This window comes from Bradyrhizobium barranii subsp. apii (genome assembly GCF_011516635.5).
GTDB classification, from domain to species: domain Bacteria; phylum Pseudomonadota; class Alphaproteobacteria; order Rhizobiales; family Xanthobacteraceae; genus Bradyrhizobium; species Bradyrhizobium barranii.
The window spans coordinates 65,026-89,957 of the sequence record NZ_CP096256.1 but is presented as its reverse complement, the minus strand read 5'-3'; the positions used below and the strand labels follow the sequence as shown (position 1 = coordinate 89,957).

The following is a 24,932-nucleotide window of genomic DNA, read 5'->3' as shown; positions in this document are numbered from 1 at the left end:
AGGAGAGTGAGCTTTATCGATCCCGCACCAGGAGCCCGATTAGCCCTGCGAGGCCTAGCTCCGCGACGAGATCCTGCGTCGCGTCGGGGTGGCGAGTTGCTCCGCGACCATCCGCCGAGCCGCCCAAACCCCAGCGAACGCTCGGTTGCTGGCCGAGCGAGAGCTATGTCTTGGGAGCGGCGCGAGCCAGCCGTTGCTTCGCCGAATCTGCGCTCGCCGCCGCGAGCAGGTCCGGCCAGCTGTCGGGCGGATTGCCGCGATTGAGCATCCTGCGAAACGCCGCGTAGGCGTCGTCGGCGCTCTCATAAGCGCGCAACGTCGTGTCGTCATTGACCCAGGCCAACACTATCACCTTCGCGTCCGCGGACTGCTGGTAGCGAAAGAACAGCCGGAACTGCTGTAGGAATTTTGCCCGGAACCAATGCTTGTACGCGTCGCCGAGCGTGCCGCCCTGGCGGTAGGCGTCGCGCGTCGGGTCGTTCGGAATGTCTTCGAACGCGACCTTGAGAACGGCTGCGAGTAGTTTTGTAGCGCGCTTCTTCTTGTATCCTTGCGGGTCTTTCTTCCGCGCTTTTTCGACGGCGCCGACCATCGCCTCAAGCTGGTCGAGAAACAACGGGTGCGCGTAGATCGTCCAGCCGTTGATTTCGAGCGTCTTGTGGCTCACGCCTAGTCGTCCGCAAGCGGCGCGTCGAGATCGACCTTAACGCCCTTGACCAGGTCCTTGCCGCGGGACACGAGTGAGCGCGGCACCGGCCGAATCCGCGACGGTTCATTCGCCATGTCGCGCGCGAGAAATGAGAGAAACTTGCCGATCACGGGATCGCCATCCTCGACCTGGGCCACCTTCTTCGCGATCACGACGGTGCCATCCGCAAGCCCGCGAAACACCACCTGATCGCGCTTGCCGAGCGCGAGCATTTTCCGGATTGCCGCGGGCACGGTCGTCTGGCCACGCTCAGTGATGGTGGCGGGAATTTCGAGAATTTCAGCCGTTTTCGCCATGGCCGGCTCCGGGGGTTGCACACTCTTCGATGTAATGCATTTGCATTGTATGTCAAGGCGCCACCGACGCTATCGAGACACAGCAGCAGCCAGGGCGCCCTAGGATGCCGGTGATGCACCGCGTGGTGCGCATTTGGGATCTATTCGCCGGTGCAGCATCTAGCCTACGCTCGGTCGCCAGAATCTCGCGCGCGAAAGTCGCCCATGCAGAAGCCCCTGCTTGACCAGGATGTCGCCGACGAAGCACCGACCGCCTCCGTTCTGACCGGCTATGACGAAGAGCACCTGGTCACCTACCTGCGCCTGCTCCATGCCGAAGCCGACGGCGCCGATTGGAAAGAGGTTGCGCGGATCGTGCTGCACCTTAATCCGGCCCAAGAGCCTGAGCGTGCTCGGCGCGCCTGGCAGACACACCTAGCTCGCGCTCGCTGGATGACTGAGTACGGCTATCGGCATTTGCTTCGCGGCGGGGCGCCGCATTGATCGCGTCTGGGCCTGCCACCTGCTCGAGCAACGCGAAGTCAGCAAGGCCGCGGCCTCAATCAAGGGGATCAAGTCTGAGTTTGACGTTTCACGTTGGCAGCGGCTAATGCCGGTGCATCGTGTCGGCATGCTCTTGTCTCGCCGTTTCCTGCGGCAGGCTTGCGGCGATCACGCGTTCGAGGATTGCGCGTCGCTCGCTCGGCCCCTCGTGGCGTCTCGCTATCCTTGAATTCCACACCGAATTGTTTAAGCATTCCGCCGGTGCGTCACGCCTGAAGACGCAGCCGCTGCCGCACTCTTTCGTAGAGCTGCACTTCGGCCTTCTGCAAGAGTTCGATGACGACGGCGAATTGCTGCCGATCGACATGGGTGGCCCAGCCGCTTTCGCAGCGCACGACAAGATAGTAGCTATCCCCATAGTCCTCGATGCCACGTTTGAACGTGACGGTGGCGGATTGGACGGTCCCCTTCTCCCTCGCCTGGGGACCGGGAACGAGATTGCAATTGTATCTCCCGGCGAGCTCCGGAAATGGACCATCGTCCTGCTCGCGCTTTCGGTAGTGCTCGAAGATCAGATCAGGTTGGCAGCCCCGAATCAGCCGGAAGCTCATGCCGACACCTGCATAATCGGTTCGCGTGTGTCGCACCGGTGGATCAAACGCCAGCGTCACGCGAATGCAGCGTTCCCCATTTCCCGCTTGAAACGCTTCGGGAATTGGAATGCGATAGACGGCAAAATGGTCGAGGGCGAGCTCGTCTTCTGCGTAGAGCGTGACGCGCGCGTCGTCGGAGAAGGCCGCGCGTTCCAGATCGACGAGGCCGTGCCCGCAGATCGCGCGCGTCGCGTCCACACCAAGCAGCTGAAGCCGCTCCTGGGCTGGCTGCGGGATTTCCGCGGAACCCACGATGAGCGCGCGCACCAGATTGGCTGAGGCATGCGGGAAGCGCGTCAGGATCTGAGCGGCGCTGAACGCAACTCGTGGGGCGGCATAGGATGTGCCCGAACCCGCCGTGAACAGGCGATCAAGATAGCTGTGATACAGCGTCAGGACGCCAGCGCTGCCGAGATCCTCCCCGCCCCGCAGACGCGCGACGATGGGGTCGAAGATCAGCGTGCCGCCAATCTCGACCACGTCAGGCTTCGTGGCCCCGCCAGGCCCCGGTCCGATCCGGGAAAACGGCGCCGGCTCGTGCAGGAGCGTGATCGGGCGCACGCCCACATCCTCGGCCCGATCCGGATCGAGGCCCTCGCCATGCGCGAGCGCGCCGACGGTGATCACATTCAATGCGCCCGCGGGCTCGAAGAATCGATTGGCGTCCTCCAGAAGATAGCGCGGATATTCGGTCACCGCCTGTTCCAGGCGATTGCCGCCTCGCGGGCTGCGGTTTCCGGAGGAGACGATGATGACGACATCGAGCTCACGCGCCAGTTCATCGAGCGTGGCCGCCCACGTCCCCACCTTGCCGCCGTCGAAAACGCGTCGGCGGTCGGCCAGGGCAACGACGAAGATCCGACAGCCGAAGCGCAGGTTCAGCGTCGTGATCGCCTCGCGCATCTGGGAGGGCACGAGGCGGCGATCGTCAAAGTCACCCCGGTCGTTCACGACCTTCGCCGCACAGATACGGGCGCCGCGTTGCAATGCGCCGACGGCAAGCTGTGCGCGCAGGTCACCAAACGCGGCGACGCCGGCGACCCGGGTGCCGTGACCCCAAACGTCCGCCGTGCCGAGATCGGCGGGAACGCCGATCGCGCCGGCGACAATATCCGCCAAGAACGGGTGATCGTTGACGCCGCTGTCGATGATGCCGATGAGCGGCGCGTCCTCGGCAAGCGCGTTCAGCGCGGGAGCATCGGCCAGCGTCAGGTCGAGCGCTTCCGCCGTCGTCACATCCGGCGCAGGTGGCAGATCGATCGTCGCCACCTCCTCGATTGTAAGTAGGGTGCGAATGAGTTCGCCCGTCAGGCGCGCGCGAAACATGCTGATCGAGGGACCGATGTAGCGATCCAAGACCTCACCGGCCCGGGCCTCGACGTAACGGATGACCTCCTCGATCTTGCGTTCCCGCAGACGGCGCTCGCCAAGGTCCCAAAGCTCGATATCGACCAGGTAGGATGTTTGGGGCACAAAGTCGTTGAGGTCCGCAAACCCTTCCTCCTGAAAGCGCGAACCAATCCGGTCCCGGGGTTCGACTGACCCAATGCTCTCGATTCCTGCCACGAAATTGTTGTACGGCGCATGCTTCTGGCCGGGCGGCGCGCCGCGCTGGTAGGCATCGAGGCGGGCGCGGAAGTCCTGCATGTCTTCGTTCGAAGCGAACAGCACGAGCGTGCGGTCTGCATCGCTCGACAAGACCGTAAGCCCCAAACGCTCCCAGTCCTCCTCAAGGAGGGCGCCCGTCATTTGCACGCGCAGGATCAGAGAGGGATCGACGAATTCAGGCTTGCGCCGGCCTCTCTGCGCCTGCGTCGCCGCATTAAGTTCATCGCGCAGTTTCGTGCTGTGCTGGTCGCGATCGCGTGCCGGCGGAGGCCCGCCGCCGCCGAGCTTGCGGCGCTCGAACTGTTCGGGCAGCCGGACAAGCTCAAGATGATCGTAGCGTGCCACGATGCGCCTAGCTCGTCGGCGCGAGGCGAGACTGTCCTGCTCGGCGCCGCGCCTCATCTTCCAAGGCGCGATTGAAATCGCGTTCCTGCACCTGCTTGCGGCGGTCGATGATCATCGACTTGACCGCCTGCGTGCAGACCCGCTCGATCTCGGCGTAGGAATAGCCTTCCAGCGCCGCGGCATGCTGCATCGGATCGAAGGCGAGGGCGACATTCTTGAACCTCAACCGCAAGAATCGCCCGATCATCGACCGGCCAGGTTTGTCGAACCAGACGACCTCGTCGAACCGCCGCCAGACTGCGGGATCGAGCGATCGGTCCAGGTTCGTCGCGGCGATCAAGAAGCCCTTCGGCTGGATATGGTCGATGAACAACAACAAGCTGTTGACGACGCGGCGTAGCTCATTGTGCTCGCTGCTGTCATCGCGCGAGCGCGCCAGCGCGTCGAATTCGTCAAAAAACAGAACGCAAGGTTGCTTGCGGGCGAACTCGAAGATCTTGCGGACATTGCCGGCCGTCTCGCCCAAGTAGGACGAGATCAGCCGGTCAAGCTTGACGAGGAAGAGCGGTAGTCCAAGCTCCGCGGCGAAAATCTCCGCGCACAGCGTCTTGCCGCAGCCCGGCGGCCCGCAGAACAGGAGTTTCGAGCGCACCTTGAGGCCGTGGCGCCGGATTTCATCGGCGCGGCGAAACTCTTTGACGAGGCCAAGCAGTACGCGCACGTTCGTCGCGCCCAGGACGATGTCGTTCCGGCTGTGGCGTGGCTCAACCCGCTCGATAAAATCCGCCGCCGCCTCGGGAAAGGGAATGAGGGGCGCGAGCACCTTGGGACCGCTCGGCCGGCTCGGGCCAGCCTCGAGCGTCTTGCGCAGGCTGCGCGCCAGAACGCGATTATTCTTCTTTTCCTCCTCGTCGATGATTTGCTCTGCCACGGCGCGGAACTCATCGTCCCGACCGTAGCTGGCCAGCAATTTTTTCATCAACTCCCCGCGGGCCATGGCTCTGCTTTACTTTCCCCTGTGGGACGAATCATAACCTCAATCGAAGCGTTTCACGATGGGGTTACTGCCCGATTTAAACAACGCAAATGGCCGACGGGTGGCCACAGATGGCAAATTGGATGTCCGAAAGACATATACTGACTTCGGACAAACCCGATCCAACCAGCGCGCGCCTTTTCAGAGAATCCCCCACGCCCGGTAGCGTCCCCGGCCGGTCGCCTCGCGGAGGCCGAGCTCCGCGACGAGGTTTTGGGCCGCACGGGGCGTGATCCCGAGCTCTTCGGCGATCATGCCGGCCGAGACGATCGGCCGGGTCAGCACGTAATCGAGGAGCGCCGGCAGTTTTGAAGTGGTGCGACGGCCGGCGAGTTTGCGGGTGAGCAGGTTTCTGGTCATCAGCCAGCGGTCGTGGTCCTTGCGGCCGGCCTCGGCCGCGGCCGTCATCGCCTCGAGCTGCACCGCGAGCCGTGCTGCGGCGTCGCGCGGCCGCCGGCGCTCACGCGAGATGCTTTTCAGCCCGGCATGCAGGCACGGTAGATGCCAGCGTGTCTTGCCGCGCGCGCGCAACACGCCAGCTGCGAGCAGGCGGCCGAGCCAAGGCGTGTGCTCGAGCGGTTCGATCGCGTCCCAGGCATCCGCGGCGATCGCCGCCGCCAGGGTCGGCGGCAGGGTGCGGGTCTCGTCGACGACGGTGCGCCAGTCGTCGAGGCGGCCGTCTTCGTCCCAGTCGGGATCGTAGACGAGGGAATCCCGCTCCGGCCGCGACCGAGCCTCGTCGGCGAGCCTGCGCTCCGCCCTGGCGTTCGCGGCATCGACCGCGGCGAGGGCGGCGGCCAGATGGGGATCGGTGTTGATGGCATCAAGCGGCCCTTCGAAACCCACCTCCTCCCGCTCCGCGTCCTCGTCGACCCCAAGACTTCCCTCGACTTCCTTCCGGTTGCCCGTCCCCTCCTCTCGCTCGCTCCGCCCGCGGAGGCCAGCGAGCCCGGCAACGGACTGCGCCCAATCGGGCTTCGCCTCGGCGATGCGCCGACGGGCGCGCAGCACGGCATGAGCCCGGGTCAACTCGTGGGTCGGGGCGCGGACGTCCATGCCGGCGTCGTGGAGGACAAGGTCGTCGAGGTGGACAAGTTCGCCGTCGAGCCACAGACTGGCGCAGGAGTCGGCGAAGTGCATCCGGCTGATCGCGCCGTCGCGTATTGGGCTTTTGGCCAGCCGCTCGTCGAGGCGGGCGAGCGCATCCTCGGCGGCGGCGAGCGGCCCGGCGAGCTGGGCCCAGGGCAGCGGTTCGGGGATTTTGTAGCTGGGCAGCAAGGCCTTGATAACCTTAACAGGAAGCGGCGAAACGGAAGCTAACACAGCTTTGGCTTCCGTCATAGCGGGGCCTGTTCCCGGCCAGTCCTCACTATCGATAACCACCCCTTATCGATAGCGTTGGACGTCACGGCGCAAATCGGTGATTCTGAGTTCTGGGAGCCCCCGGACGTCGCATCGTCTGGGCACCAGATCGGCCTGCGAGCCCGCCATGCTGAGGCGCTTTGCCCTTCCGGTTGCAGGGACAGCCTAGCGGCTGCCTCAGGCGGCCTCGATGTCGGTCTGCGGAAAGTCGCTGCCCTTGAACATCAAGGGCTGGCGCAGATGCCGGGCACAGGCATAGGCAAAGCAGTCCCCGAAATTGAGGCTCGCCGGATGCCGGCCCTTGCCGAACCGGTCGAAGGCGTCGAGCGCGATCCGCGCCGTCTCCGGCGGCACCGCGACCACGGCGATCTCCATCAGCGCGAGATAGTCTTCGACCGCCTCCGCGGCGGCGCTGACCGAAAGTTTCAACACGCGCGCCACCGCGACCGCCGCCTCCCACACCGCCAACGGCGAGGTCAGACGCGTTCCGGTCTGCTGCAGGCGGGCCAAAAGCTCACGCGCCTCGTCCTCGTCGGTCAACAACGCAGTCAGCGCCGAGGCGTCGATGAACATCAGGTGTCCTCATACAGGCTGTCGCGGAACGCCTTGTCGGCGGGCTGGCCCTGCGCCGGATTGCCCTTGGCGCGCAGATCCCGGCAGAACTGGACGCCGAGGTCGACCAAAGACGGCTTGCCCTGCTCGCGCTCGAGCTCATGGGCGAGTGCGGCGTGCACGGCTTCGGTGAGGCCGATTTTTTTCAGCGCCGCCACCTTGCGGGCCAGCGCATCGGTCTGCGGGTTCTTGATGTGGAAAGCCATGCGCATTCCTCTAGATCGTGGAGTGTATCCGTATATATCATCTCGGATACACAGAGGGAAGGGTCGGTTGCGCCATTGGCAGGACCAACAAGGTCCTGGGCCCCGCCGATTCGGCCCCCGCTCAGGGCGACGGGGCGCAGCCTGCCGATCGCGCGCCACGGAAATCGCGGCAATCCCGCTAAAAGCGCGCGGCCCTCGCGGCGTGTGAGGCGGCTTTTATGGTCAATAGTCGATGAACGCCTCCCCTCTCCGTCTCCCTGACGCTGGTTCAATCGAGGCCGTCCTCGCAGACCTCGATCCGGCCTCGGCTGACGACAACCTCGTCCCAGCGCTCGCCCACGCCTTCGAAGGTTTTTAGTTCAGCGTCGCGCGCATCGACGATGACTACTGGCGCGACACCCGTTCGGTAATTCGACCGGATGGCACGCGGATTGGCGAACTGCGGCCCTGGATGACGGCGGAGTTCGCCAAGGACGGCGGCGCCATCGATGCGCTTTGGCGCCGCCTGAAAGAGACGGACCTGCAGATCACCGAGTGGCGCGGCACCAGCGCGTTTTGTCTTCGCACCGACCGGGCCAGGCGCAGCCGACTATGTTCAGATCTCGCTCGGGCGAGAAATCGAATGGCGAGCCGGCCCGATCGTCAATCCGAACTACCGCCCGTTTGGCCAAGAGGAACTGCTCGATCCGAGCTGGCCCCGCACTGATCAGCCGCCTCAGTTGGATCGCCTGGCCGGTCCGGTCTATCGCCTTCTCGGCCGAGCTGGCGGCGCGGTGATCCACGTTCGCAGTTTTCTCGATCGTTGCGGCCGCATCGAACGCGATAAACGCGAAGCCAAGCGGCCCGAGATGGAGGGGCGTGTCATTCGCGAAGTCGGACCTTGGGGGACGCGCGAAACCCCGTTTCTTGAGGCGGTTCCGGATTGGTTCGACTACGTGCCTCGGGAGTTACGGTTCTTTCGGGACTGGGAGGACTCGAGTGCCAGGCCGCATCGCGTCTTCGAACATTGGGCGCTCGATGTCCGCGATTATACGCACAAGGGAGAGCGCGAAGTCGGCTTTGTCCCCCGGCCGCTGCAGCCGCTGGCCGAGCGCCTCGCGCCGCCAAAGGATGCGTCCATTCATATCCTGATGGACCGGATCGACGCAGTGGACCGCGAGATCGGCCGGCCCTTCGGCTGGTTCTTCCTGATGATCCACGGTCACTGGGTCGATCCCGAAGTCGGCCTGGCGATTGCGCAAGGCCTGAAGGCGCAGCGCGTGCGCCTGCCCGACCCCGGCGCCCGCGTGCTGCTGCGCTGGGCGGATCGAACTTACGGCTTCTGACTGAGCAACGCCGATGGACGACATCACCTCCCGCCCGCTGATCTCCGACCCCGAAACCCGGCGGGCGCTGCAGCTCGATACGCTCTCGGCGGTCCTGCCGATGGAACGGCGCGACCGGCTCGCCGCGCTCCTGACCGCGACGACGTCGAAACGCTGAAGTACCTCGCGCGCGAACGGGCGCTGGCCTCGGACCTCGCCTATCTCGAAGCTTGGCACGAAACTCGTCCGAGGCCGAATTTTTAAGGTTAGCATTCTATGAATGCCACCTCTTTGGTGCTTCCCGCGAGCCTGTGCTGATTGGGAGCCAGCGCAACAGGGAGATGTTGTCAGCTGACAACATCCATCCCAGGCAAGCCCCTGTTGTCAGCTGACAACAACCTCTTCCCGGGGCGCTGTTATCTGGCAAGAGTTCCGCCCGTCCGATGTCGCTATGTTGGAGTGGCTCGCAGCTCGGATCTCGGCGGATCTCCCCATCGGGCCGAGGCTCGGTGCGGCTGTTTTGCCGCTTGCTATCAAAGGAGCGGCTGGCCTTCGGCGCTGGGCGCCTCGTCTTGTTGAACTCGATTAGGACAGTCCGCCGCGAGGTCGATTCACCCCTCGACTGGGTCAACCCAATGCCGCATGTGATGGCCCCATCCCTAACTCCAGCGATGCCGCGCCCCTGCGTGCGAATGCGCCGAACCAAGCGCATCTCAAGCTTGGCGATGGACGTCGCCTCGGCCGACTGTCCGAAGCCGGGCCAAGTCACTGCCATTTACAATTGAGCCGGGCGAGGCCAGTTCTCTGCTGCTTGGTCGTGCCCGGCCGAGGTGGCCTATCCGGTCGCGGTCGCGAACGGGATGGTAACCAGGACCCGCCGTTGCCGGCACACGGGAACGCGGCGCCGCCGCAGAAAGTCCCCGTTGCAAGAGGCGTTTATCCAGCGTCGTGAATTTGGGAGACTTCGGCGTCGATGGTATTTCATTACCAAGGAAGACTGCCTCGAATATCCGCTCGCCGCGCGCCGGGCGGGGCATGTCCAGCAGATCCGGACCGAAGCGTCGACAGCTTGTTTGCCCGGCGGCGGTACAGCGTAGGCGGGGAAGCCCTCGATTCATCTGCGACGGTTGCCGACTCTTCGCCCGTCCAACGTGGGCGCTGAAAGGCCCGTGTCGCTGACGAGGCGGTGAAGCGGGTTGACGGGGGCTGGATTCAGCGTGCCTCACATCATCCGCGGTGAATAATGTCGCGGCGGCCCGCGCTCGCAAGAGTGGGGCAGGGGGACGGTGCGGAGCACTTTGCGGAGCTGCGCGGGAGGGTCTCTTTGATCGAGACGATGCACAATGGCTGCACCTTTCGATGCAGCGGGGAGCGGGGGGGCGCCGACTCATGCTAAAGTAGAGTTCCGCCGGGTCGCTGGAGGCTTTGTTGTCAGCTGACAACACCGCACGATGCACCGAAAAGCGCCCTTGCTTGTGGGCAGCGCGCCATTGGGCGTTAACAACTCGTTAACCCTTTAATTCTTGCTCAAATCATAGAATCGTGGCCATCTCTCAAGACGGAGATCAGGCGTCTGACGCGCAGAAACCGTCTTGAGAAAGCAAATGCCGAGCTTAGCGGAAGATTCACTTACCATGAGCGAGACTGCGTCTGCCCGGATCACGCGGCACGCCGGCATCCTTTCCGGCCAGCTTCGCTCGCTGGCGACAACGCTTTTCCCGCCTTCAGCCAGTAAGTCTCTCCGCTCGTTCTCCTCAGGGGAGGTTGCGCGAATTGTCCGCGTCTCCGATGGTTATCTCCGACAGCTCTCCCTCGACGGACTTGGACCGACCCCAGCGACCGGACTTGGGGGCCGCCGATCCTATACCCTGGCTCAGATTCATGAGCTGCGCGCGTATCTAGCCACGGCGCGGCCCCGAGAAGCGTCGGAATTTCTCCCGCGCCGCCAGCCGGGCGACAAGCTCCAAATTATCACCGTCGCCAACTTCAAGGGCGGGTCCGCCAAGACGACGACGGCATTGTATCTTTCCCAATACCTCGCCCTTGCCGGCTTTCGGGTTCTTGCCATTGACCTCGATCCGCAAGCGTCGCTCTCCGCGATGTTCGGGTACCAGCCCGAGTTTGATATTGGGGCGAATGAAACTCTCTACGGTGCCATCCGGTATGACGAGCACCGCCGGCCGATGCACGACATCGTCCGGCCGACCTACTTTGACGGGATAGGTCTTGTTCCGGGCAATCTTGAGCTGATGGAGTTCGAGCACCACACGCCTCGCGCAATGATCGAGCGGCGTGAACGCGGACACGACCTGTTCTTTCGCCGAGTCGCCAGCGCCATCGACCAGGTTGCCGACGACTACGATGTCGTCGTTATCGACTGCCCACCCCAACTTGGTTACCTGACCATGGGCGCGCTAAACGCGGCCACCGCGATGCTCGTGACCATCCATCCGCAGATGGTTGATGTCGCATCCATGAGCCAATTTCTCCTCATGACGTCGGATCTCATGTCCGTCATCGAGGAAGCCGGCGGGCGACTCGACCACGACTTCATCCGGTACGTCATCACGCGTCACGATCCCAACGACGTGCCCGAAGCTCAAATCGTGGCTCTCCTTCGTAATCTCTTTGGATCGGATGTGCTCCAGGCCACTGTTTGGAAATCGACTGCAATCGCCAATGCTGGCCTCACCAAGCAATCACTTTATGAGCTGGAGCGCGGCGCGGTAGGGCGGGGCGCCTACGACCGCGCGTTGGAATCAGTCGACGCGGTCAATGCCGAAATCGCGCAACTTCTGAAGAAGGTGTGGGGTCGATGAGCAAACGTACTGACACTATCAAGAGCCTTTTCACGGCCCCGCAATCAAGCACGTTGTCAGCTGACAACGTGCCCGCTGCCTTGCCGCGGGTCTCGTCGGGCTCGGTCCGCTCGTTGAAGGATTCTTTTTCCGAAGTCGAGAAGGAGAACGAGGAGCTTCGCGAAAGAATCGCGTCTGGGGCTGTAATCCTTGAAATCGACCCTTCGCTTATTGATCCGTCACCCCTGTCCGACCGGTTTCGCGACAATGATGATAGCTCGTTCGAAGCACTCAAACAGTCGATCGCACAACGTGGCCAAGAGGTGCCCATTCTCGTTCGGGAGCATCCTGAAGCAAAAGGGCGCTATCAAAGCGCGTATGGTCATCGCCGCGTCCGCGCCACGCGCGAATTGGGTATTTCCGTCAAAGCGATCCTGCGATCGCTGTCAGATGAAGCCCTTGTCGTGGCGCAAGGACTCGAGAACGCACCGCGCGAGGATTTGAGTTTCATTGAGCGCGCCAGCTTCGCGATGCATATCGAAGATGCCGGGCATAGCCGGTCAATCGTGCAGGATGCGTTGTCGATCGATCGGGCTGAGGCTTCGAAACTCCTTGCCGTCGCTCGATCGGTTCCCCCCGAAGTCGTTCGAGCAATCGGGAAGGCTCCGAAAGTTGGCCGCGGCCGCTGGCAGTCCTTCGCTGAATTACTCAAGGATGCCGCGGCGCTCAAACGTGTCAGAGCGGTGATCGCTGCCCCGAAATTTGCAGAGCGGGAAACCGATGCGCGATTTCTCGCAGCATTCTCAGCAGCAAGCCGTCCATCTCCCGCGGGGACATCGAAGCCATCGGAAGAGAAGCCAGTCTTTTCCGCATCCGGGGACAAGATTGCGCACGTGCGTCAGGTCGAGCGCGAATTGAAGCTTACCATCGACAAGAATGTCTCGGCGACATTCGCGGCATTTCTTGTGGACCAACTCCCGGCCATCTTCGACGCTTTTTCCAAGACGAGTGGCGGCCAGGAAACTACCGAGGCCTGACGGCCTCGTCCCGTAAACACGAACCAGGAGCAGACAAGGGAAAAGAAAAAAGGCCCCCGAAACGGAGTTCCGGAAGCCCTTCTCTTCAAGTTTGGCGACTGACAGAGAATCACTTTCGCGAATCGCAGTCAAGAGTTTCTACGCGATTTTATCGCCGTTTCGGCGAGCAGATTTTCTTTGCCCAGCTGAGGCAAAGACATGCAGTCACACTCCCCAACGACGCCCTTTGGGCGGCGATCGCTGACGCTTGCCCATGTGGCAAGCCAGATGGTCGCGACGGAACGTCCTCCCGAAAAGATCGTGCACAAATGGAAGATCTTCCACGCCATCTGCACGGCGCGGCCGCGCCTTGGCGTGTCGGAGCGCTCGCTCTCAGTATTGAACGCGCTCCTAACCTTCCATCCCGAGACCGCGCTCACCGGGGAGGATGATCTGATTGTCTTTCCGTCAAACTATCAACTCACTCGGCGCGCGCATGGCATGCCGGCATCGACGCTTCGTCGTCACCTTGCTGTGCTGGTCGACGCCGGCCTGATCGTTCGGCGCGACAGTCCGAATGGCAAGCGGTATGCACGAAAGGACAACGCCGGCGAAATCGAGCTCGCCTTCGGCTTCGATCTGTCGCCGCTGGTCGTGCGCTCGGAGGAGATCGAGAGCCTGGCGGCCGATATCGAAGCCGAGGCCCGTGCACTCAAACTCGTACGAGAGCGCATCACGCTGTGCCGGCGCGACATCGCGAAGATGATTGCAACTGGCATCGAGGAAGCCGTTCCGACGCGAAGGGGAGGGCAGGGGCCTGCCGATTGGCAGGTTGTGCACGCCGCCTTCCGCGCGATCGTCGACCAGATTCCGCGCACGGCCACCCGCCAGCAGCTCGAGCCGATCGCCGACGAGTTATCTCAGCTTGCCGACGACGTCCTCAATCTTCTGGAAGCACACATCAAATCCAAGAATCCGAGCGCCAATGAGTCCCATTCTGAGCGCCACATACAGAATTCAAATCCAGACGCCCCTATTGATCTTGAACCTGTCCTTCGAGAAGGCCGGGCGGCGGGAGCTGAGCCAAAATCTCAACCCTCGCGAGTCGGGGAGGGAGCGTATCCGTTAGGAATGGTCTTGAGTGCGTGCCCCGACATCGTCGACTATGCGAAGGGTGGGGTTTCGAACTGGCGCGATTTCCTCGCTACCGCGGCTGTTGTCCGATCGATGCTGGGCATCAGCCCGAGCGCCTGGGAGGAGGCGCAAAAGGTTATGGGCGAGGTGCCCGCAGCCATCGTCGTGGCGTGTATCCTGCAGCGCGGGACGGCGATCAATTCCGCCGGCGGTTATCTGCGCGGCCTGACGCGAAAAGCCGAGGTCGGCGAATTCTCGCTTGGCCCGATCCTGATGGCGCAGATCAATTCTCGCCGGCGAGACAAGCAGCGGGCGTAAGGCGATGAGGCGCCGTTCCCAGACCTTGCCTTTTTCGTGTGATCGAACTACCCGCACTGCCCGGCTGCTGCGCCGTGTCGACGCAGAGCGGTTCGGAGAGATCGTCATGGCAAAACGCCCTCCAATCATCCTCACGCCGTTCTTCCAGCCTCGTGATGAAGGCGCCGCGGAGCAGCAGATGTACGTGGCGGGGTTCGCAGACGAGGCGGGCGAGGCCTGGGGGACGCTGATTCCGTTGGATGCGGCGATGGTCGAGCACGCTGTCCTGGGACTTCAGGCATTCACAGTCTGGTGCAACTCCGACGGTCGCATCCAACCGCAGCCGAGCAGCGACAGTCTGTTTGAGGAGCTCTTGGAGAAAGGCCAATTGGCGGAGACGCCTCTCGATGAGCTCGTCGCCGAAGCCATCGAGCAGGGAAAGAATGAACCCAATGATGACATCCTCGATATGTTCGAGACTCTGCATGAACGGCTGGTGCGGGCGCAGGGCATGGTCGCTGACGAGATCGCGCGGCGCAGGCGATGACGCTTTGCGGCGCGCGTGCGCGGCTCAGTGCTGTAGGGCCAGCACCTTGGCCGCGGGCGGCCTGCACCCGGACCGGTCGATGAAAACATAGAAAACCGACGACCGGGCCGCGCTCCGACTATTCTTAAGCTTCGCCGGAGCCGGAAAACAGCGCCGTCGGTGGCGTCGCACGCGGCGGCGGGAGGGTCCGACCGCCCGGGGCTCCCGGTCTGCTCTTGAGATCGTATCGCTGGGCTAGGTCGAGTAGCCGCCGCTTGGTGAACGGATCCGCGTTCTCCGCCAGATCGCGCGCCCGCTGCGCGAAGCCCCTGTAAAATTCTTCCACGACGCCACCCCCGCAACATCACTGAAAATCGGATTTCAGTGTGAGATGCGCTCCACGTCAAGCGGCCTGGTGCATGCGGACGATTTTTGTCGATCCACTTGTGCTCGCGGTGCACGCGGAACTAAGCTGGTCCCGGCAGGGAAAAACCATGACTCCGCTCTACCTGAGCCGGAAGCTGTGCCCGAAGTGCGGGAAGCCGATGACGGCTGTGCCCGACGACGTCGCGCCGGGCCGGCCGCGCTACGTCTGCCCGGTCTGCGAGGACGATCCGCTGCGCGATCCCGCCGCCCGGAAGTGGGCGGAAAGCCCGCTGCGGCCGCCGGCCAAATAACGTTCGAGTCGAAATCGAGCCCGGCAGCCGGATTGCTGCAGAGGCCGATTGTGCTCACAACCCTCTCCAAATGCTGTTGCAACCCGAACGCCCAGCTTCGTTCCATCGCGCGTGGCGGCGGAATCGCCGAACTCGGTGGCCGGCATGTCCAGCGACACTAGCATCTGTTTCACGCCTCGCAGGCCGGTCGGTCGCATGGATGCGGAGGGCGGGGTTGCATCCACATGGCGAGTACGTCGTCAGCCTCGTTATCGATCTTGCGATGGCGAGTTCGACAGGTGCGCCGACGTTGCTGACAGCGACGGTTTCCATTGGGGTGATGATCGCGCCGTCTAGGTGACCTACTTGAGGTGAGCCGCGTTTTGCTGCCACGCCGTCGCCTGAGATCCGAATGGCCGAACGGATTAGGGCCGCCTGTCCTCATTCCATGTGTTTTCGCGACGGGCGCACCCATCAGCGTCCTCGATAGAGGCTGGTCTGACCGAAGACCGATCCCGCTTCGCGGGCTCTCGATCTTGTCCCTGCAACGTCCGTCCTCGACTTTCTTCCCCTGGCGCTGCGCACCATTCCTCGCGGTCCAAGAAAGTCGTTGCCGGCCGCCCTCCATTTCATTTCGGCCTGTGGGTGCAGGTCGATCGCCTCCGGTCTCACGACCGCCATCGAGGACGCGATAGGCGCGACCCGAGAAAACAAAGGGTAGAGTAGGGGCACAGCGCCTGCCCGTCTTGCGACGGATGGTTTCTGCGCCCCTCTCGCCGAACCGGGCGTGCAAGTTTCCAAGCAACCGGCTCTCCATGCGCGGCTTACGCCGCGTGTGATCCTCACGCGTCCATGAGGGTGTTGAATGACGCCCAGAAACGATCGGCTCCTTTGCGGAACTTCTCGCCAGGATCGTTCCATCCGTTCGGTATGCGTATGCCCCGGTGCGGGAAGTGGAGTGATCCGCCTTCCCGGAAGAACCGCAGCGATTTCGGTCCGTCGACCCATCGCCAGCGGCTGTCGGGCGCTGTTGCCTGGAAGCGGCGACGCAGTTCTTGCCACGTCGTCTTAGGATGCTTCCTGTGCAGCCATCGCCCGATGCGCTCCCACAGCCACCAATCCAGACTGGCGAAGTCCCGCGTGGCCCACGTGGCGTAGCGGTAGTAGTTTCGCCATCCGGTGATGACCGGGTTGATATCGTCGATGAGATCGGCAAGGGCTCGGCCTGTCGGCGTCGCCTTCACCCTGACCTTGATCTTGTGGCGTAGGTCTTTCAGCTTGCTCTTCGGAATGAAGAGATTACCGACCATACGTCCGGTGCGGCGTGCCTTGGTCTGCACCACCCGATAGCCGAGGAAGTCGAAGCCTTCCCCGACGCCGGTGATCCTGGTCTTTTCCATCGACAGTTCCATGCGCAATTCCGTTTTGAGGAACTGCGCCAACGCAAACTTTTCGGCTTCTGCTTCCTCGCGGGTCCCGTCCGTCAGCACGACGAAGTCGTCGGCGTAACGTACGGCGTAGAATGTAGGCCTGTTTCTCCGGCGATCGTAAAGCCGCCGGTCGGCTGCATTCTGCGGTCGTTCGCGAGGGCGCATCGACCACCGTCCGTATCTCTCGTCGATGGCCGCCAGATAGACGTTGGCCAGCAACGGCGAGATGATGCCGCCCTGCGGGGTGCCCGTAACAGGGTGGCGGACGGTGCCCTCGATCATGACATCGGCTTTTAGGAAGGCGAGCACGAGCCTGAGGACCTTGCGATCCCCGATGCGTCGGCGCACACGCTCCATCAGCACATGATGATCGACGGCATCGAAGCAGCCCTTGATGTCACCCTCGATCGCGAAGCGGTACTCGGAAGTGCCGCTGGGTGTGGGGTGCATTCGTCGCTGGATTTTCGCCAGCGCATCATGGGTGCTCCGGCCGGGCCGGAAGCCATAGGAGGTCGGATAGAAGTCCGCCTCGAAGATCGGCTCCAGCACGAGCTTCAAAGCCATTTGCACCAGTCGGTCTTTGAGCGTCGGAATGCCGAGCGGACGCACCTTGCCGGGCTTACCCGGTTTGGGGATTAGCCTTTGCCGGACAGGCTCGGGCCGATAGGTGCCGCTGCGTAGTTGCATATTTCAGTGATCGTGAGCAGCGATTTCGCGCGATCATGAGCGCCGAATTCAGACGATCGTGAGCAGCCTCGCTCCGGCCGAGGCGGTGATAGGGTCAGCGTTCTGGCTGCTCGTCAAGGGTGATGGTTTTGGCGTTGCGTTTTCGCATGCTTTCGCCAGCAAGCTGGAGGCGGTGAGCGTTGTGGACGAGGCGATCCAGAATCGCGTCGCCTAGAGCGTTTTCCGATCACGTTGCGTCGTAACCAGCCGCGACGAGATAATTTTGACATTCCTCGGGTGAGAAGCGTTTGAGAGCGTTGGCGATTGCTTGCCAGAGATCGGGCATGGTGCGGGCTGCGGCGGTCCGCAACAGCACTTTCAGTTTGGAGAAGGCCATTTCAATCGGGTTGAAGTCTGGACTGTAGGGCGGAAGATAGAGCAGGCTAGCTCCGACCGCCTGGATGGCCTCTCGAACGCCATGGACCTTGTGAGCGGGCAAGTTGTCCATGATAACGGTATCGCCCGGCCGCAGCGGGGGATGTCCCGATCGCTGTTGAACTACGTCGGGTCGACGTTGCCGGAATGAATATTACGCAGCCCTCGTGACGTGGGCAACGGACTTGATTGTCATGCGATCGTGGTGAGCTTGAAGGGCCGCACGCAGAACCGACAATTGCTTATGCGCCTTCAATCGTCGGAAGCCCTTGTTGGCCTCGATCATACCGGCCGCGACCCATCGCAAGGCCATACCGGCATCCCGCCAGCGTTTAACGTTGCGCGTGACGCGGCGAATGGTGCCCATCATGTTCTCGGCGATATTGGTACAGGCGAGCGATCGGCGAAGCTCCTTCGGCAACTTCAACCGGACGACAGTCAGGATTTCGTCGAGGCCTTCGAGGATACTGGCCGCAACGCCGGGCCATTGCTGGTCGAGTCGACGCGCGAGATTGCGGATCAATTTTTCAGCCTTGTCGGCGTCATCGAGCTCCCAGGCCTGGCGCAGCACCCGGCGGGTGGCCGCATGATGCTCTTTCGGCAGGCGTTCCATGATGTTGCGCGCCTTGTGGATCTGGCAGCGCTGGATCGCAGCGGCCGAACCGAAGGTGCGGCGGATCGCCTTCGACAACGCCTTCGCGCCGTCGGCGATGAACAGTCTTGGCACCGTCGGGTCGAGCCCGCGCGAGACCAGGTTGTCCAGCAGGGCCTGAACCGTTGCTGCATTCTCGGTCGCCCCTTCCACCAGCGCCAGCGGATGCTTGTTGCCTTCGCCGTCAACCCCGATCGCGGCCACCAGCACGAGATCGTCGTCGAGATGCAGCCCGTCGATTTGGACCACCAGAAGGTCGAGCGCGGACAGATCGGCAGCCATGAAGTCGGCCAGCCGCGCCGCCGACAGAGCCACGAACCTCCGCGAGGCCGCCGACTTCGAAATCCCCGATCCGGGCGGTGCCGGCACGTCACCCTCGGGCAGCCGGACGGCGCGGCCGAACCGGCGCGTCGACACATTGATCAGCATCAGGTTCATCGCCCAGCGACCGAGCCAGTCCTCCTGCGCCGCCGTTTCCCAGCTCGGGATCGTGACCTCGCGGCCGTCCATGCCCCGGACCCGCGGGCGATCGACCTCGATCTTGCCGCCGTGGAAACCGATCCGCCCCCGCGTTCGGCCCCAACGGTGCGCCCGCCGCGCCGCATCACGACCGTGGCGCGGCCCGCAGGCCGCTGTCACATCCGCCTCCATCATCGTGCCGAGCGCCTCGATTCCTGCCGCAAGGCAGAACCGATCGAAGCTCGCTCGCACTTCCGCAAATGATTTCTCCACAGCCCCGGTCGCCGGCCAACCAGCCGGTGTGATATCTCTCGTCATGGCGTTGCTCTCCTTTGTGGAATCAGCACCCCGAGCCTACCGGCTCAAGGTGGGCAACGCCGACCTCTTCAGAAATTCAACAGAACCCGGGACATCCCCGCCGCAGCGATGGGGCGAGCAATTGCTCGACGTAGGCCAGGAAAGCGTCGCCATCCATTGGACCGTCCAGAACAAGCGGCGCGATCAGACCGTCGGAGCGCAATCCAGCGGTGAACGTCGTCGTCTTCCAATGTCCGTGTGGGATAGCTGCACGACATCGCTCGCCGCGTGGCGAGCGCCCGTAACGCCGCGCCATTTTGGTGTTGGCGCTGGTTTCGTCGATGAAGACGAGACGCTCAGGGTCAAGGTCGATTTGCCCTTCGAACCACTCCTCACGTGCGGCATTTATATCGCCGCGCCGTTGCTCGGCGGCGTGCGCTGTCTTTTTTTAAGTGTGATCTTTCTGCGCTGGAAAAAACGCCAGAGCGACGCGATGCCAGTCGATATTCCACGACGTTTCAACAGTTCTCGCAACTCGGCAAGCGTGATATCCGGCCTCGCTGTCACCGCCTCCAGAATCAATTGCGAATGCGCTTCGATGCGCTGCGATTTGCGGTCACCGCCCTGGCGTTTAGGAACGATGTCGCCAACTTTCTTGAGGCGACCGCGCCAGCGGATTGCACTGGCCGCGCTGACACCAAAGCGCTCAGCAGCCTGTCGACAGGACATGCCACCGTCAATCGCGGCTACCACCCTTTGGCGAAGATCAACCGAAAGCGCCCTGGCCATACATGCTGGCCTCCCTCGCCAGCATGCAGCTTGAATCTGACTCGCGCCGTTTTGGGAATCCCCACCCGATTCTTTCCGGTCGGAAAATGCTCTAGCGTGGGATCTCCGATAACTTCGTGCCATGTGTCCACAGGGAGTTGGCTGGTTACGATGGTGGAGGAGCGGCCATGGCGATCGTCAAGGATTTCCAGTAGATCGCGCCGCTCGGCAGCGGTGAGCACCGACAATCCCCAATCATCCAAAATCAGAACCTGGGCGCGGCCAAGGGTTTTGAGCAAGCGGGCATAACGTCCATCGCCCCGCGCGAGCCCCAACGCTTCGAACAATCTTGGGACGCGGTGATAGAGGACCGAGCGATTATCTCGGCAGGCCTTGTGGCCGAGGGCACAGGCTAACCAACTTTTGCCCAATCCGGTCGCCCCGGTTATGAGCAAATTCTCGTGGCGATCGATCCAGTCGCCGCTGGCGAGCTTGGCGAAGACGGCCCGGTCGATACCCCGCGGCGTGCGCAAATCGACGTCCTCCACGCAGGCATTCTGGCGGAGCGAGGCCAGCTTGAGGCGCGTGGTGAGCCGCCTGGTGTCGCGTTCCGCCGCTTCCCGGTCGACCAGCAGGCCGATGCGATCTTCGAACGGCAAGGCTTCGAGATCAGGCGATCGTCGCTGCTCCTCGAAGGCCTTGGCCATGCCGCTCAAGCCGAGCTCGATCAGGCGTTCGTGGGTGGGATGGTTGAGCATACAGGTCTCCTTGGCTTCAGTGAAAATAATCGCGGCCGCGGATGTTGCCGTGGCGCAGGGGTTGGTGTTCGGAGGGCTCGTCGAGAAAGGTACGATCCAGACCGTTCTGGAGGATGGAGCGGATCGAGGCGACGGATCGCGCCTTGATCAGAATGCCGCGCCGGCAGGCCGCTTCGACGCGCTCCGCGCTGTAGCTTTTGACCAGTGACAGAATGCCGAGGCAGGTGCGAAAGCCTTGCTCGGGATGCGGCCGGGCCGCGATCACGGCCTGGAAGAAGGCGGCGGTCGACGGACCGATCCGCTCGCCGGCGACGATCACTCCGGCGGGCGTCCATTGACCGTAGCGCCGATGGGCGCTGGGCATATGGTCGGCGATGGTGGTGTGGCCCCGCCGGTTGGGCGCGCGGGCGTGGCTGGCGATCCTGCGGCCGTTGTGGAAGATCTCGACCGTTCTGTCATCGATGCGTGCGTCGACAAGCTCACGGATGAGCCGATACGGCGCGGAATACCAGTGTCCATCGATCTCGATATGATAGTCGGGGCCGATCCGGCATCGCTTCCAGCGTGCGAAAGCGTAAGCCTGGGGGGATGTCCCGGGTTCTGTTGAATTTCTGAAGAGGTCGGCGTTGCCCACCTTGAGCCGGTAGGCTCGGGGTGCTGATTCCACAAAGGAGAGCAACGCCATGACGAGAGATATCACACCGGCTGGTTGGCCGGCGACCGGGGCTGTGGAGAAATCATTTGCGGAAGTGCGAGCGAGCTTCGATCGGTTCTGCCTTGCGGCAGGAATCGAGGCGCTCGGCACGATGATGGAGGCGGATGTGACAGCGGCCTGCGGGCCGCGCCACGGTCGTGATGCGGCGCGGCGGGCGCACCGTTGGGGCCGAACGCGGGGGCGGATCGGTTTCCACGGCGGCAAGATCGAGGTCGGTCGCCCGCGGGTCCGGGGCATGGACGGCCGCGAGGTCACGATCCCGAGCTGGGAAACGGCGGCGCAGGAGGACTGGCTCGGTCGCTGGGCGATGAACCTGATGCTGATCAATGTGTCGACGCGCCGGTTCGGCCGCGCCGTCCGGCTGCCCGAGGGTGACGTGCCGGCACCGCCCGGATCGGGGATTTCGAAGTCGGCGGCCTCGCGGAGGTTCGTGGCTCTGTCGGCGGCGCGGCTGGCCGACTTCATGGCTGCCGATCTGTCCGCGCTCGACCTTCTGGTGGTCCAAATCGACGGGCTGCATCTCGACGACGATCTCGTGCTGGTGGCCGCGATCGGGGTTGACGGCGAAGGCAACAAGCATCCGCTGGCGCTGGTGGAAGGGGCGACCGAGAATGCAGCAACGGTTCAGGCCCTGCTGGACAACCTGGTCTCGCGCGGGCTCGACCCGACGGTGCCAAGACTGTTCATCGCCGACGGCGCGAAGGCGTTGTCGAAGGCGATCCGCCGCACCTTCGGTTCGGCCGCTGCGATCCAGCGCTGCCAGATCCACAAGGCGCGCAACATCATGGAACGCCTGCCGAAAGAGCATCATGCGGCCACCCGCCGGGTGCTGCGCCAGGCCTGGGAGCTCGATGACGCCGACAAGGCTGAAAAATTGATCCGCAATCTCGCGCGTCGACTCGACCAGCAATGGCCCGGCGTTGCGGCCAGTATCCTCGAAGGCCTCGACGAAATCCTGACTGTCGTCCGGTTGAAGTTGCCGAAGGAGCTTCGCCGATCGCTCGCCTGTACCAATATCGCCGAGAACATGATGGGCACCATTCGCCGCGTCACGCGCAACGTTAAACGCTGGCGGGATGCCGGTATGGCCTTGCGATGGGTCGCGGCCGGTATGATCGAGGCCAACAAGGGCTTCCGACGATTGAAGGCGCATAAGCAATTGTCGGTTCTGCGTGCGGCCCTTCAAGCTCACCACGATCGCATGACAATCAAGTCCGTTGCCCACGTCACGAGGGCTGCGTAATATTCATTCCGGCAACGTCGACCCGACGTAGTTCAACAGCGATCGGGACATCCCCAAGCCTGGTCCGGCAGCTTTGTAAGCTTGGGCTTGTCGAGCTCGGCGAACAGTTCGGCGCGACTGGCGCCAAAGTCGCGCATCTGCCTTGCATTGAGTTCGACGACGAGTGTTTTGATGGCTGCGTTCAGCTCCGCCAACGAAAAGAAGCGTTGGTTGCGCAGCCGCGCCAGAATCCATCGCTGGGCGACTTGCACCGCAACTTCGACCTTTGCCTTATCTTTTGGGCGCCGCGGCCGGGCTGCGAGAATGGCCGTGCCGTAATGGCTCGCCATCTCGGCATAGGTTCGGTTGAGGCCGGGATCGTGGCGGTCGGGATTGGTGACGGCGGCCTTGAGATTGTCGCAGACTACGAATGTCGGCACGCCGCCGAGGAAGGCGAAAAGATTGATGTGGACCCGGATCCAGTCGGCGAGCCCCTCGCTTGGACAGGCTTCGGCATAGGTATAGTTGGAGGCGCCCATCGCCGCGACGAACAGCTTCATCGACTGCACTTCCCCGTTTGAGGGATCGATGACGTCGATGGTGTCGCCGGCGAAATCCACGAAAACCTTCTCGCCGCCCAGATGCGTCTGCCGCATCGAAGGCCGGGCTCGCCCCTTCCAGGCCTCGTACGTCGTGCAGAACCAGGTGTAGCCGAAGCCATCGGGATGGGTGGCGCGATACTCGTCCCACAGCAGCCGACGGGTCACGTTGCGTCGGCGCAGCTCCTTGTCGACATAGCCCCAGTCGGGAACGGCCCGCTGGGGGCTCTGCGACGCAGGCCTCGGCGCCGGGAAAAGCAGCAGCTCCAGGTCCTCGTCGCTCATTCCGGCCGGCAACGGCCACTTCAGCCCGGCAGCCCCGGCTCGGCGTAGATAGCTGTGCACGGCGCCGTTGCTGATGCCCAAGGTGCGCGCGATGGCTCGCTCCGGCAAGCCTTGAACATGTTTTAAGCGGAGAACCTCTTTGATCCGGCGCATCGACAATCTCTGGGTGGGCATCGGCCTTCCTCGTTCACTGACGAGGCAGTTCCTAAGCCGGTTGAGTTGTCGGCCGAAGCGGGCTGAGTTGCTGAAAAGCTGCTCACGATCCCGCGAAATCCGTGCTCACGATCGTCTGAAATCTCTGCTCACGATCCCCTGAAATCCGTGCTCACGATCCCGCGAAACATGCAGATCGTCGTGCACGACATGACTTGGCTCACGATGTGTCGCATCGGAACGGTGATGTTCGAGGGCTGGGGCGTCTGAAGCTATGTCGAAAGCGCTCAATGATGCGCATGACGCCACCACAATCGGGACAGGCAGGAACCTCGGCCCAGGTTTGAGCCTCCGAATCCACAGGCGACGGCTGGCCATCGTTTGGGGCTGTTCGCTCATGATCGAGAAGTTCGCGGCAAAGGGCGAGCTTGGCAGCGCGATGGCGGTTGGCCATGAAGCCGAAGTGGCGGATGCGGTGGAAGCCGTCAGGCGGCGTATGAAGCAGGAAACGGCGAATGAACTCATCGGGCTTGAGATTCATGATCTTTGTCGCGCTGTTTTGGCGATAGTCCTTCCATGAGAAGGCGACATGATCGTCGTCGAGTGCGACGAGCCGGCTGTTGGCGATCGCGACGCGATGGGTGTAGCGGCCGAGATAGGCCAGGACCTGTGCGGGTCCGCCGAAGGGCCGCTTGGCGTAAGCAACCCAGTTGATGCGTCGCATGGCGTCGAGGTGGGCCGCAAAGGCAGCCGGCTCGGCCAGAGCTCCGAGATCGCCGAAGAAACGCAAGGCACCGGAGTTGAAGGCTGCCGACAGACGTTTGAGAAAAAGTGTGCGAAATAGTCTGGACAACGGTTTGACGGCCAGGAAGAAGTTCGGTCGGCAAGCGGTCCAGCGCGCGCCATCGGGCGAGAGGCCGCCACCCGGAACGACGCAATGGACGTGGGGATGATGCATCAGCGTCTGTCCCCAGGTGTGGAGGACGGCGACGCCGCCGATCGCACCGCCGAGCCGGCGTGGATTGGCGGCGAGCGTCGTCATCGCCTCGGCGGCAGCCTTGAACAGGATGGCATAGACGACGGCCTTGTTCTGGAAAGCGATCGCGGCGATCGGTGCGGGAAGTGTAAAGACGACGTGGAAATAGGGAACCGGAAGCAGGTCGGCTTGACGCGCGGCGAGCCACGCGGCTCGGGCTCTCCCCTGACACTTCGGACAGTGCCGATTGCGGCAGGAATTATAGGCAACGCGTGTCGTGCCGCAGTCGTCGCAAGCCTGCATGTGGCCGCCGAGCGCCTCGGTCCGGCACGCAACGATCGCGCTCATCACGCGCCGCTCGACCCGCCCCAGATGACCGGCATGTACACGGCGATAGGCGTCGCCATGCCGGCGCAGAATATCGGCAATCTCGATGGCGGGCCTGTTGGAGCGGATGTCGGAGCGGGTCATGACCC

General features: G+C 63.1%; 19 protein-coding genes and 7 pseudogenes. 9 read left to right on the top strand and 17 right to left on the bottom strand.

The window, feature by feature from the left end; translation table 11 throughout:
• Positions 1 to 163: 163 nt before the first annotated feature.
• Positions 164 to 667, bottom strand: a complete 504-nt coding sequence (locus tag HAP41_RS47670) for a type II toxin-antitoxin system YhaV family toxin (RefSeq protein ID WP_166107015.1) — start codon at positions 665 to 667, stop codon at positions 164 to 166.
• Positions 668 to 669: 2 nt separating this feature from the next.
• The gene (locus HAP41_RS47665) at positions 670 to 1,005 is read right to left on the bottom strand and encodes a type II toxin-antitoxin system PrlF family antitoxin (protein WP_029083787.1); all 336 of its coding nucleotides are present in this window, start codon (positions 1,003 to 1,005) and stop codon (positions 670 to 672) included.
• Positions 1,006 to 1,209: 204 nt separating this feature from the next.
• On the opposite strand from HAP41_RS47665, the gene HAP41_RS47660 reads away from it, so the two are divergent.
• Positions 1,210 to 1,488, top strand: coding sequence for a DNA -binding domain-containing protein (locus tag HAP41_RS47660; RefSeq protein ID WP_166107013.1), 279 nt, complete (start codon positions 1,210 to 1,212; stop codon positions 1,486 to 1,488).
• Positions 1,489 to 1,754: 266 nt separating this feature from the next.
• Here the strand turns inward: HAP41_RS47660 and HAP41_RS47655 are convergent, their stop codons facing one another.
• The 5 genes from HAP41_RS47655 to HAP41_RS47635 form a co-directional block, all read right to left on the bottom strand.
• Complete coding sequence (locus HAP41_RS47655; protein WP_166107011.1) at positions 1,755 to 4,094, bottom strand: S8 family peptidase; 2,340 nt, start codon at positions 4,092 to 4,094, stop codon at positions 1,755 to 1,757.
• Positions 4,095 to 4,101: 7 nt separating this feature from the next.
• Positions 4,102 to 5,091 carry an AAA family ATPase gene (locus HAP41_RS47650; protein WP_166107009.1) on the bottom strand — a complete coding sequence of 330 codons (990 nt, stop codon included), beginning with the start codon at positions 5,089 to 5,091 and terminating at the stop codon, positions 4,102 to 4,104.
• Between the two features lie 180 nt (positions 5,092 to 5,271).
• Positions 5,272 to 6,471, bottom strand: coding sequence for an RHE_PE00001 family protein (locus HAP41_RS47645; protein ID WP_175618592.1), 1,200 nt, complete (start codon positions 6,469 to 6,471; stop codon positions 5,272 to 5,274).
• Positions 6,472 to 6,669: 198 nt separating this feature from the next.
• On the bottom strand, positions 6,670 to 7,065 hold the full coding sequence (locus HAP41_RS47640; RefSeq protein WP_166107007.1) for a type II toxin-antitoxin system VapC family toxin: 396 nt from the start codon (positions 7,063 to 7,065) through the stop codon (positions 6,670 to 6,672).
• Positions 7,065 to 7,310 carry a type II toxin-antitoxin system VapB family antitoxin gene (locus tag HAP41_RS47635; protein ID WP_166107005.1) on the bottom strand — a complete coding sequence of 82 codons (246 nt, stop codon included), beginning with the start codon at positions 7,308 to 7,310 and terminating at the stop codon, positions 7,065 to 7,067. The genes HAP41_RS47640 and HAP41_RS47635 overlap by 1 nt, the downstream gene beginning before the upstream one ends.
• 232 nt (positions 7,311 to 7,542) lie before the next feature.
• Between HAP41_RS47635 and HAP41_RS47630 the strand changes: the two are divergent.
• The 6 genes and pseudogenes from HAP41_RS47630 to HAP41_RS47605 all read left to right on the top strand — a co-directional run bounded on the left by HAP41_RS47630 (position 7,543) and on the right by HAP41_RS47605 (position 14,406).
• A pseudogene (locus tag HAP41_RS47630) lies at positions 7,543 to 8,635 on the top strand (hypothetical protein).
• Positions 8,636 to 8,648: 13 nt separating this feature from the next.
• Positions 8,649 to 8,848 (top strand): annotated as a pseudogene (locus tag HAP41_RS47625) (integrase); the annotation flags it as partial.
• A gap of 1,370 nt (positions 8,849 to 10,218) precedes the next feature.
• Complete coding sequence (gene repA, locus HAP41_RS47620) at positions 10,219 to 11,433, top strand: plasmid partitioning protein RepA (protein ID WP_166107003.1); 1,215 nt, start codon at positions 10,219 to 10,221, stop codon at positions 11,431 to 11,433.
• Complete coding sequence (gene repB / locus HAP41_RS47615; RefSeq protein WP_166107000.1) at positions 11,430 to 12,449, top strand: plasmid partitioning protein RepB; 1,020 nt, start codon at positions 11,430 to 11,432, stop codon at positions 12,447 to 12,449. The genes repA and repB overlap by 4 nt, the downstream gene beginning before the upstream one ends.
• A 198-nt stretch (positions 12,450 to 12,647) precedes the next feature.
• Positions 12,648 to 13,880, top strand: coding sequence for a plasmid replication protein RepC (gene repC, locus HAP41_RS47610; RefSeq protein ID WP_166106998.1), 1,233 nt, complete (start codon positions 12,648 to 12,650; stop codon positions 13,878 to 13,880).
• A 106-nt stretch (positions 13,881 to 13,986) separates the two neighbouring features.
• Positions 13,987 to 14,406, top strand: coding sequence for a hypothetical protein (locus HAP41_RS47605; protein ID WP_224581126.1), 420 nt, complete (start codon positions 13,987 to 13,989; stop codon positions 14,404 to 14,406).
• A 124-nt stretch (positions 14,407 to 14,530) separates the two neighbouring features.
• On the opposite strand, the gene HAP41_RS47600 is transcribed toward HAP41_RS47605, so the two are convergent.
• Entirely contained in the window at positions 14,531 to 14,731 is a 201-nt protein-coding gene (locus HAP41_RS47600; RefSeq protein WP_024342295.1) for a hypothetical protein, read from the bottom strand.
• Positions 14,732 to 14,879: 148 nt separating this feature from the next.
• On the opposite strand from HAP41_RS47600, the gene HAP41_RS47595 reads away from it, so the two are divergent.
• Positions 14,880 to 15,062 carry a zinc ribbon domain-containing protein gene (locus HAP41_RS47595; protein WP_166106996.1) on the top strand — a complete coding sequence of 61 codons (183 nt, stop codon included), beginning with the start codon at positions 14,880 to 14,882 and terminating at the stop codon, positions 15,060 to 15,062.
• 821 nt (positions 15,063 to 15,883) lie between these two features.
• Here HAP41_RS47595 and ltrA read toward each other — a convergent pair.
• The 7 genes and pseudogenes from ltrA to HAP41_RS47565 all read right to left on the bottom strand — a co-directional run.
• Complete coding sequence (ltrA, locus tag HAP41_RS47590) at positions 15,884 to 17,158, bottom strand: group II intron reverse transcriptase/maturase (RefSeq protein ID WP_224581127.1); 1,275 nt, start codon at positions 17,156 to 17,158, stop codon at positions 15,884 to 15,886.
• A gap of 94 nt (positions 17,159 to 17,252) precedes the next feature.
• A pseudogene (locus HAP41_RS50450) lies at positions 17,253 to 17,372 on the bottom strand (ATP-binding protein); the annotation flags it as partial.
• A 12-nt stretch (positions 17,373 to 17,384) separates the two neighbouring features.
• A pseudogene (locus tag HAP41_RS47585) lies at positions 17,385 to 17,675 on the bottom strand (transposase); the annotation flags it as partial.
• 51 nt (positions 17,676 to 17,726) lie between these two features.
• Complete coding sequence (locus HAP41_RS47580) at positions 17,727 to 19,001, bottom strand: IS256 family transposase (RefSeq protein WP_166064748.1); 1,275 nt, start codon at positions 18,999 to 19,001, stop codon at positions 17,727 to 17,729.
• 94 nt (positions 19,002 to 19,095) lie between these two features.
• Positions 19,096 to 19,769, bottom strand: a pseudogene (locus HAP41_RS47575) (IS630 family transposase); the annotation flags it as partial.
• The gene (istB, locus tag HAP41_RS47570; protein WP_479686370.1) at positions 19,727 to 20,506 is read right to left on the bottom strand and encodes an IS21-like element helper ATPase IstB; all 780 of its coding nucleotides are present in this window, start codon (positions 20,504 to 20,506) and stop codon (positions 19,727 to 19,729) included. The gene istB and the pseudogene HAP41_RS47575, both read right to left, overlap by 43 nt.
• Before the next feature lie 16 nt (positions 20,507 to 20,522).
• Positions 20,523 to 21,092 (bottom strand): annotated as a pseudogene (locus tag HAP41_RS47565) (Mu transposase domain-containing protein); the annotation flags it as partial.
• Between the two features lie 97 nt (positions 21,093 to 21,189).
• Here HAP41_RS47565 and HAP41_RS47560 point away from each other — a divergent pair.
• Entirely contained in the window at positions 21,190 to 22,464 is a 1,275-nt protein-coding gene (locus HAP41_RS47560) for an IS256 family transposase (protein ID WP_166080342.1), read from the top strand.
• Between the two features lie 53 nt (positions 22,465 to 22,517).
• Here the strand turns inward: HAP41_RS47560 and istA are convergent.
• Both istA and HAP41_RS47550 read right to left on the bottom strand, forming a co-directional pair.
• Positions 22,518 to 23,501 (bottom strand): annotated as a pseudogene (gene istA / locus HAP41_RS47555) (IS21 family transposase); the annotation flags it as partial.
• Between the two features lie 199 nt (positions 23,502 to 23,700).
• On the bottom strand, positions 23,701 to 24,927 hold the full coding sequence (locus HAP41_RS47550) for an IS91 family transposase (RefSeq protein ID WP_166061603.1): 1,227 nt from the start codon (positions 24,925 to 24,927) through the stop codon (positions 23,701 to 23,703).
• Positions 24,928 to 24,932 lie beyond the last annotated feature (5 nt).

What these genes read in the sequence shown, in the direction of transcription:
- repB (WP_166107000.1), top strand. Translation starts at nt 11,430, where the DNA reads ATGAGCAAACGTACTGACACTATCAAGAGCCTTTTCACGGCCCCGCAA.
- HAP41_RS47605 (WP_224581126.1), top strand. Translation starts at nt 13,987, where the DNA reads ATGGCAAAACGCCCTCCAATCATCCTCACGCCGTTCTTCCAGCCTCGT.
- HAP41_RS47645 (WP_175618592.1), bottom strand. Translation starts at nt 6,471, where the DNA reads ATGACGGAAGCCAAAGCTGTGTTAGCTTCCGTTTCGCCGCTTCCTGTT.
- repC (WP_166106998.1), top strand. Translation starts at nt 12,648, where the DNA reads ATGCAGTCACACTCCCCAACGACGCCCTTTGGGCGGCGATCGCTGACG.
- HAP41_RS47595 (WP_166106996.1), top strand. Translation starts at nt 14,880, where the DNA reads ATGACTCCGCTCTACCTGAGCCGGAAGCTGTGCCCGAAGTGCGGGAAG.
- HAP41_RS47560 (WP_166080342.1), top strand. Translation starts at nt 21,190, where the DNA reads ATGACGAGAGATATCACACCGGCTGGTTGGCCGGCGACCGGGGCTGTG.
- ltrA (WP_224581127.1), bottom strand. Translation starts at nt 17,158, where the DNA reads ATGCAACTACGCAGCGGCACCTATCGGCCCGAGCCTGTCCGGCAAAGG.
- HAP41_RS47640 (WP_166107007.1), bottom strand. Translation starts at nt 7,065, where the DNA reads ATGTTCATCGACGCCTCGGCGCTGACTGCGTTGTTGACCGACGAGGAC.
- HAP41_RS47660 (WP_166107013.1), top strand. Translation starts at nt 1,210, where the DNA reads ATGCAGAAGCCCCTGCTTGACCAGGATGTCGCCGACGAAGCACCGACC.
- istB (WP_479686370.1), bottom strand. Translation starts at nt 20,506, where the DNA reads ATGCTCAACCATCCCACCCACGAACGCCTGATCGAGCTCGGCTTGAGC.
- HAP41_RS47580 (WP_166064748.1), bottom strand. Translation starts at nt 19,001, where the DNA reads ATGACGAGAGATATCACACCGGCTGGTTGGCCGGCGACCGGGGCTGTG.
- HAP41_RS47550 (WP_166061603.1), bottom strand. Translation starts at nt 24,927, where the DNA reads ATGACCCGCTCCGACATCCGCTCCAACAGGCCCGCCATCGAGATTGCC.
- HAP41_RS47665 (WP_029083787.1), bottom strand. Translation starts at nt 1,005, where the DNA reads ATGGCGAAAACGGCTGAAATTCTCGAAATTCCCGCCACCATCACTGAG.
- repA (WP_166107003.1), top strand. Translation starts at nt 10,219, where the DNA reads ATGCCGAGCTTAGCGGAAGATTCACTTACCATGAGCGAGACTGCGTCT.
- HAP41_RS47635 (WP_166107005.1), bottom strand. Translation starts at nt 7,310, where the DNA reads ATGGCTTTCCACATCAAGAACCCGCAGACCGATGCGCTGGCCCGCAAG.
- HAP41_RS47650 (WP_166107009.1), bottom strand. Translation starts at nt 5,091, where the DNA reads ATGGCCCGCGGGGAGTTGATGAAAAAATTGCTGGCCAGCTACGGTCGG.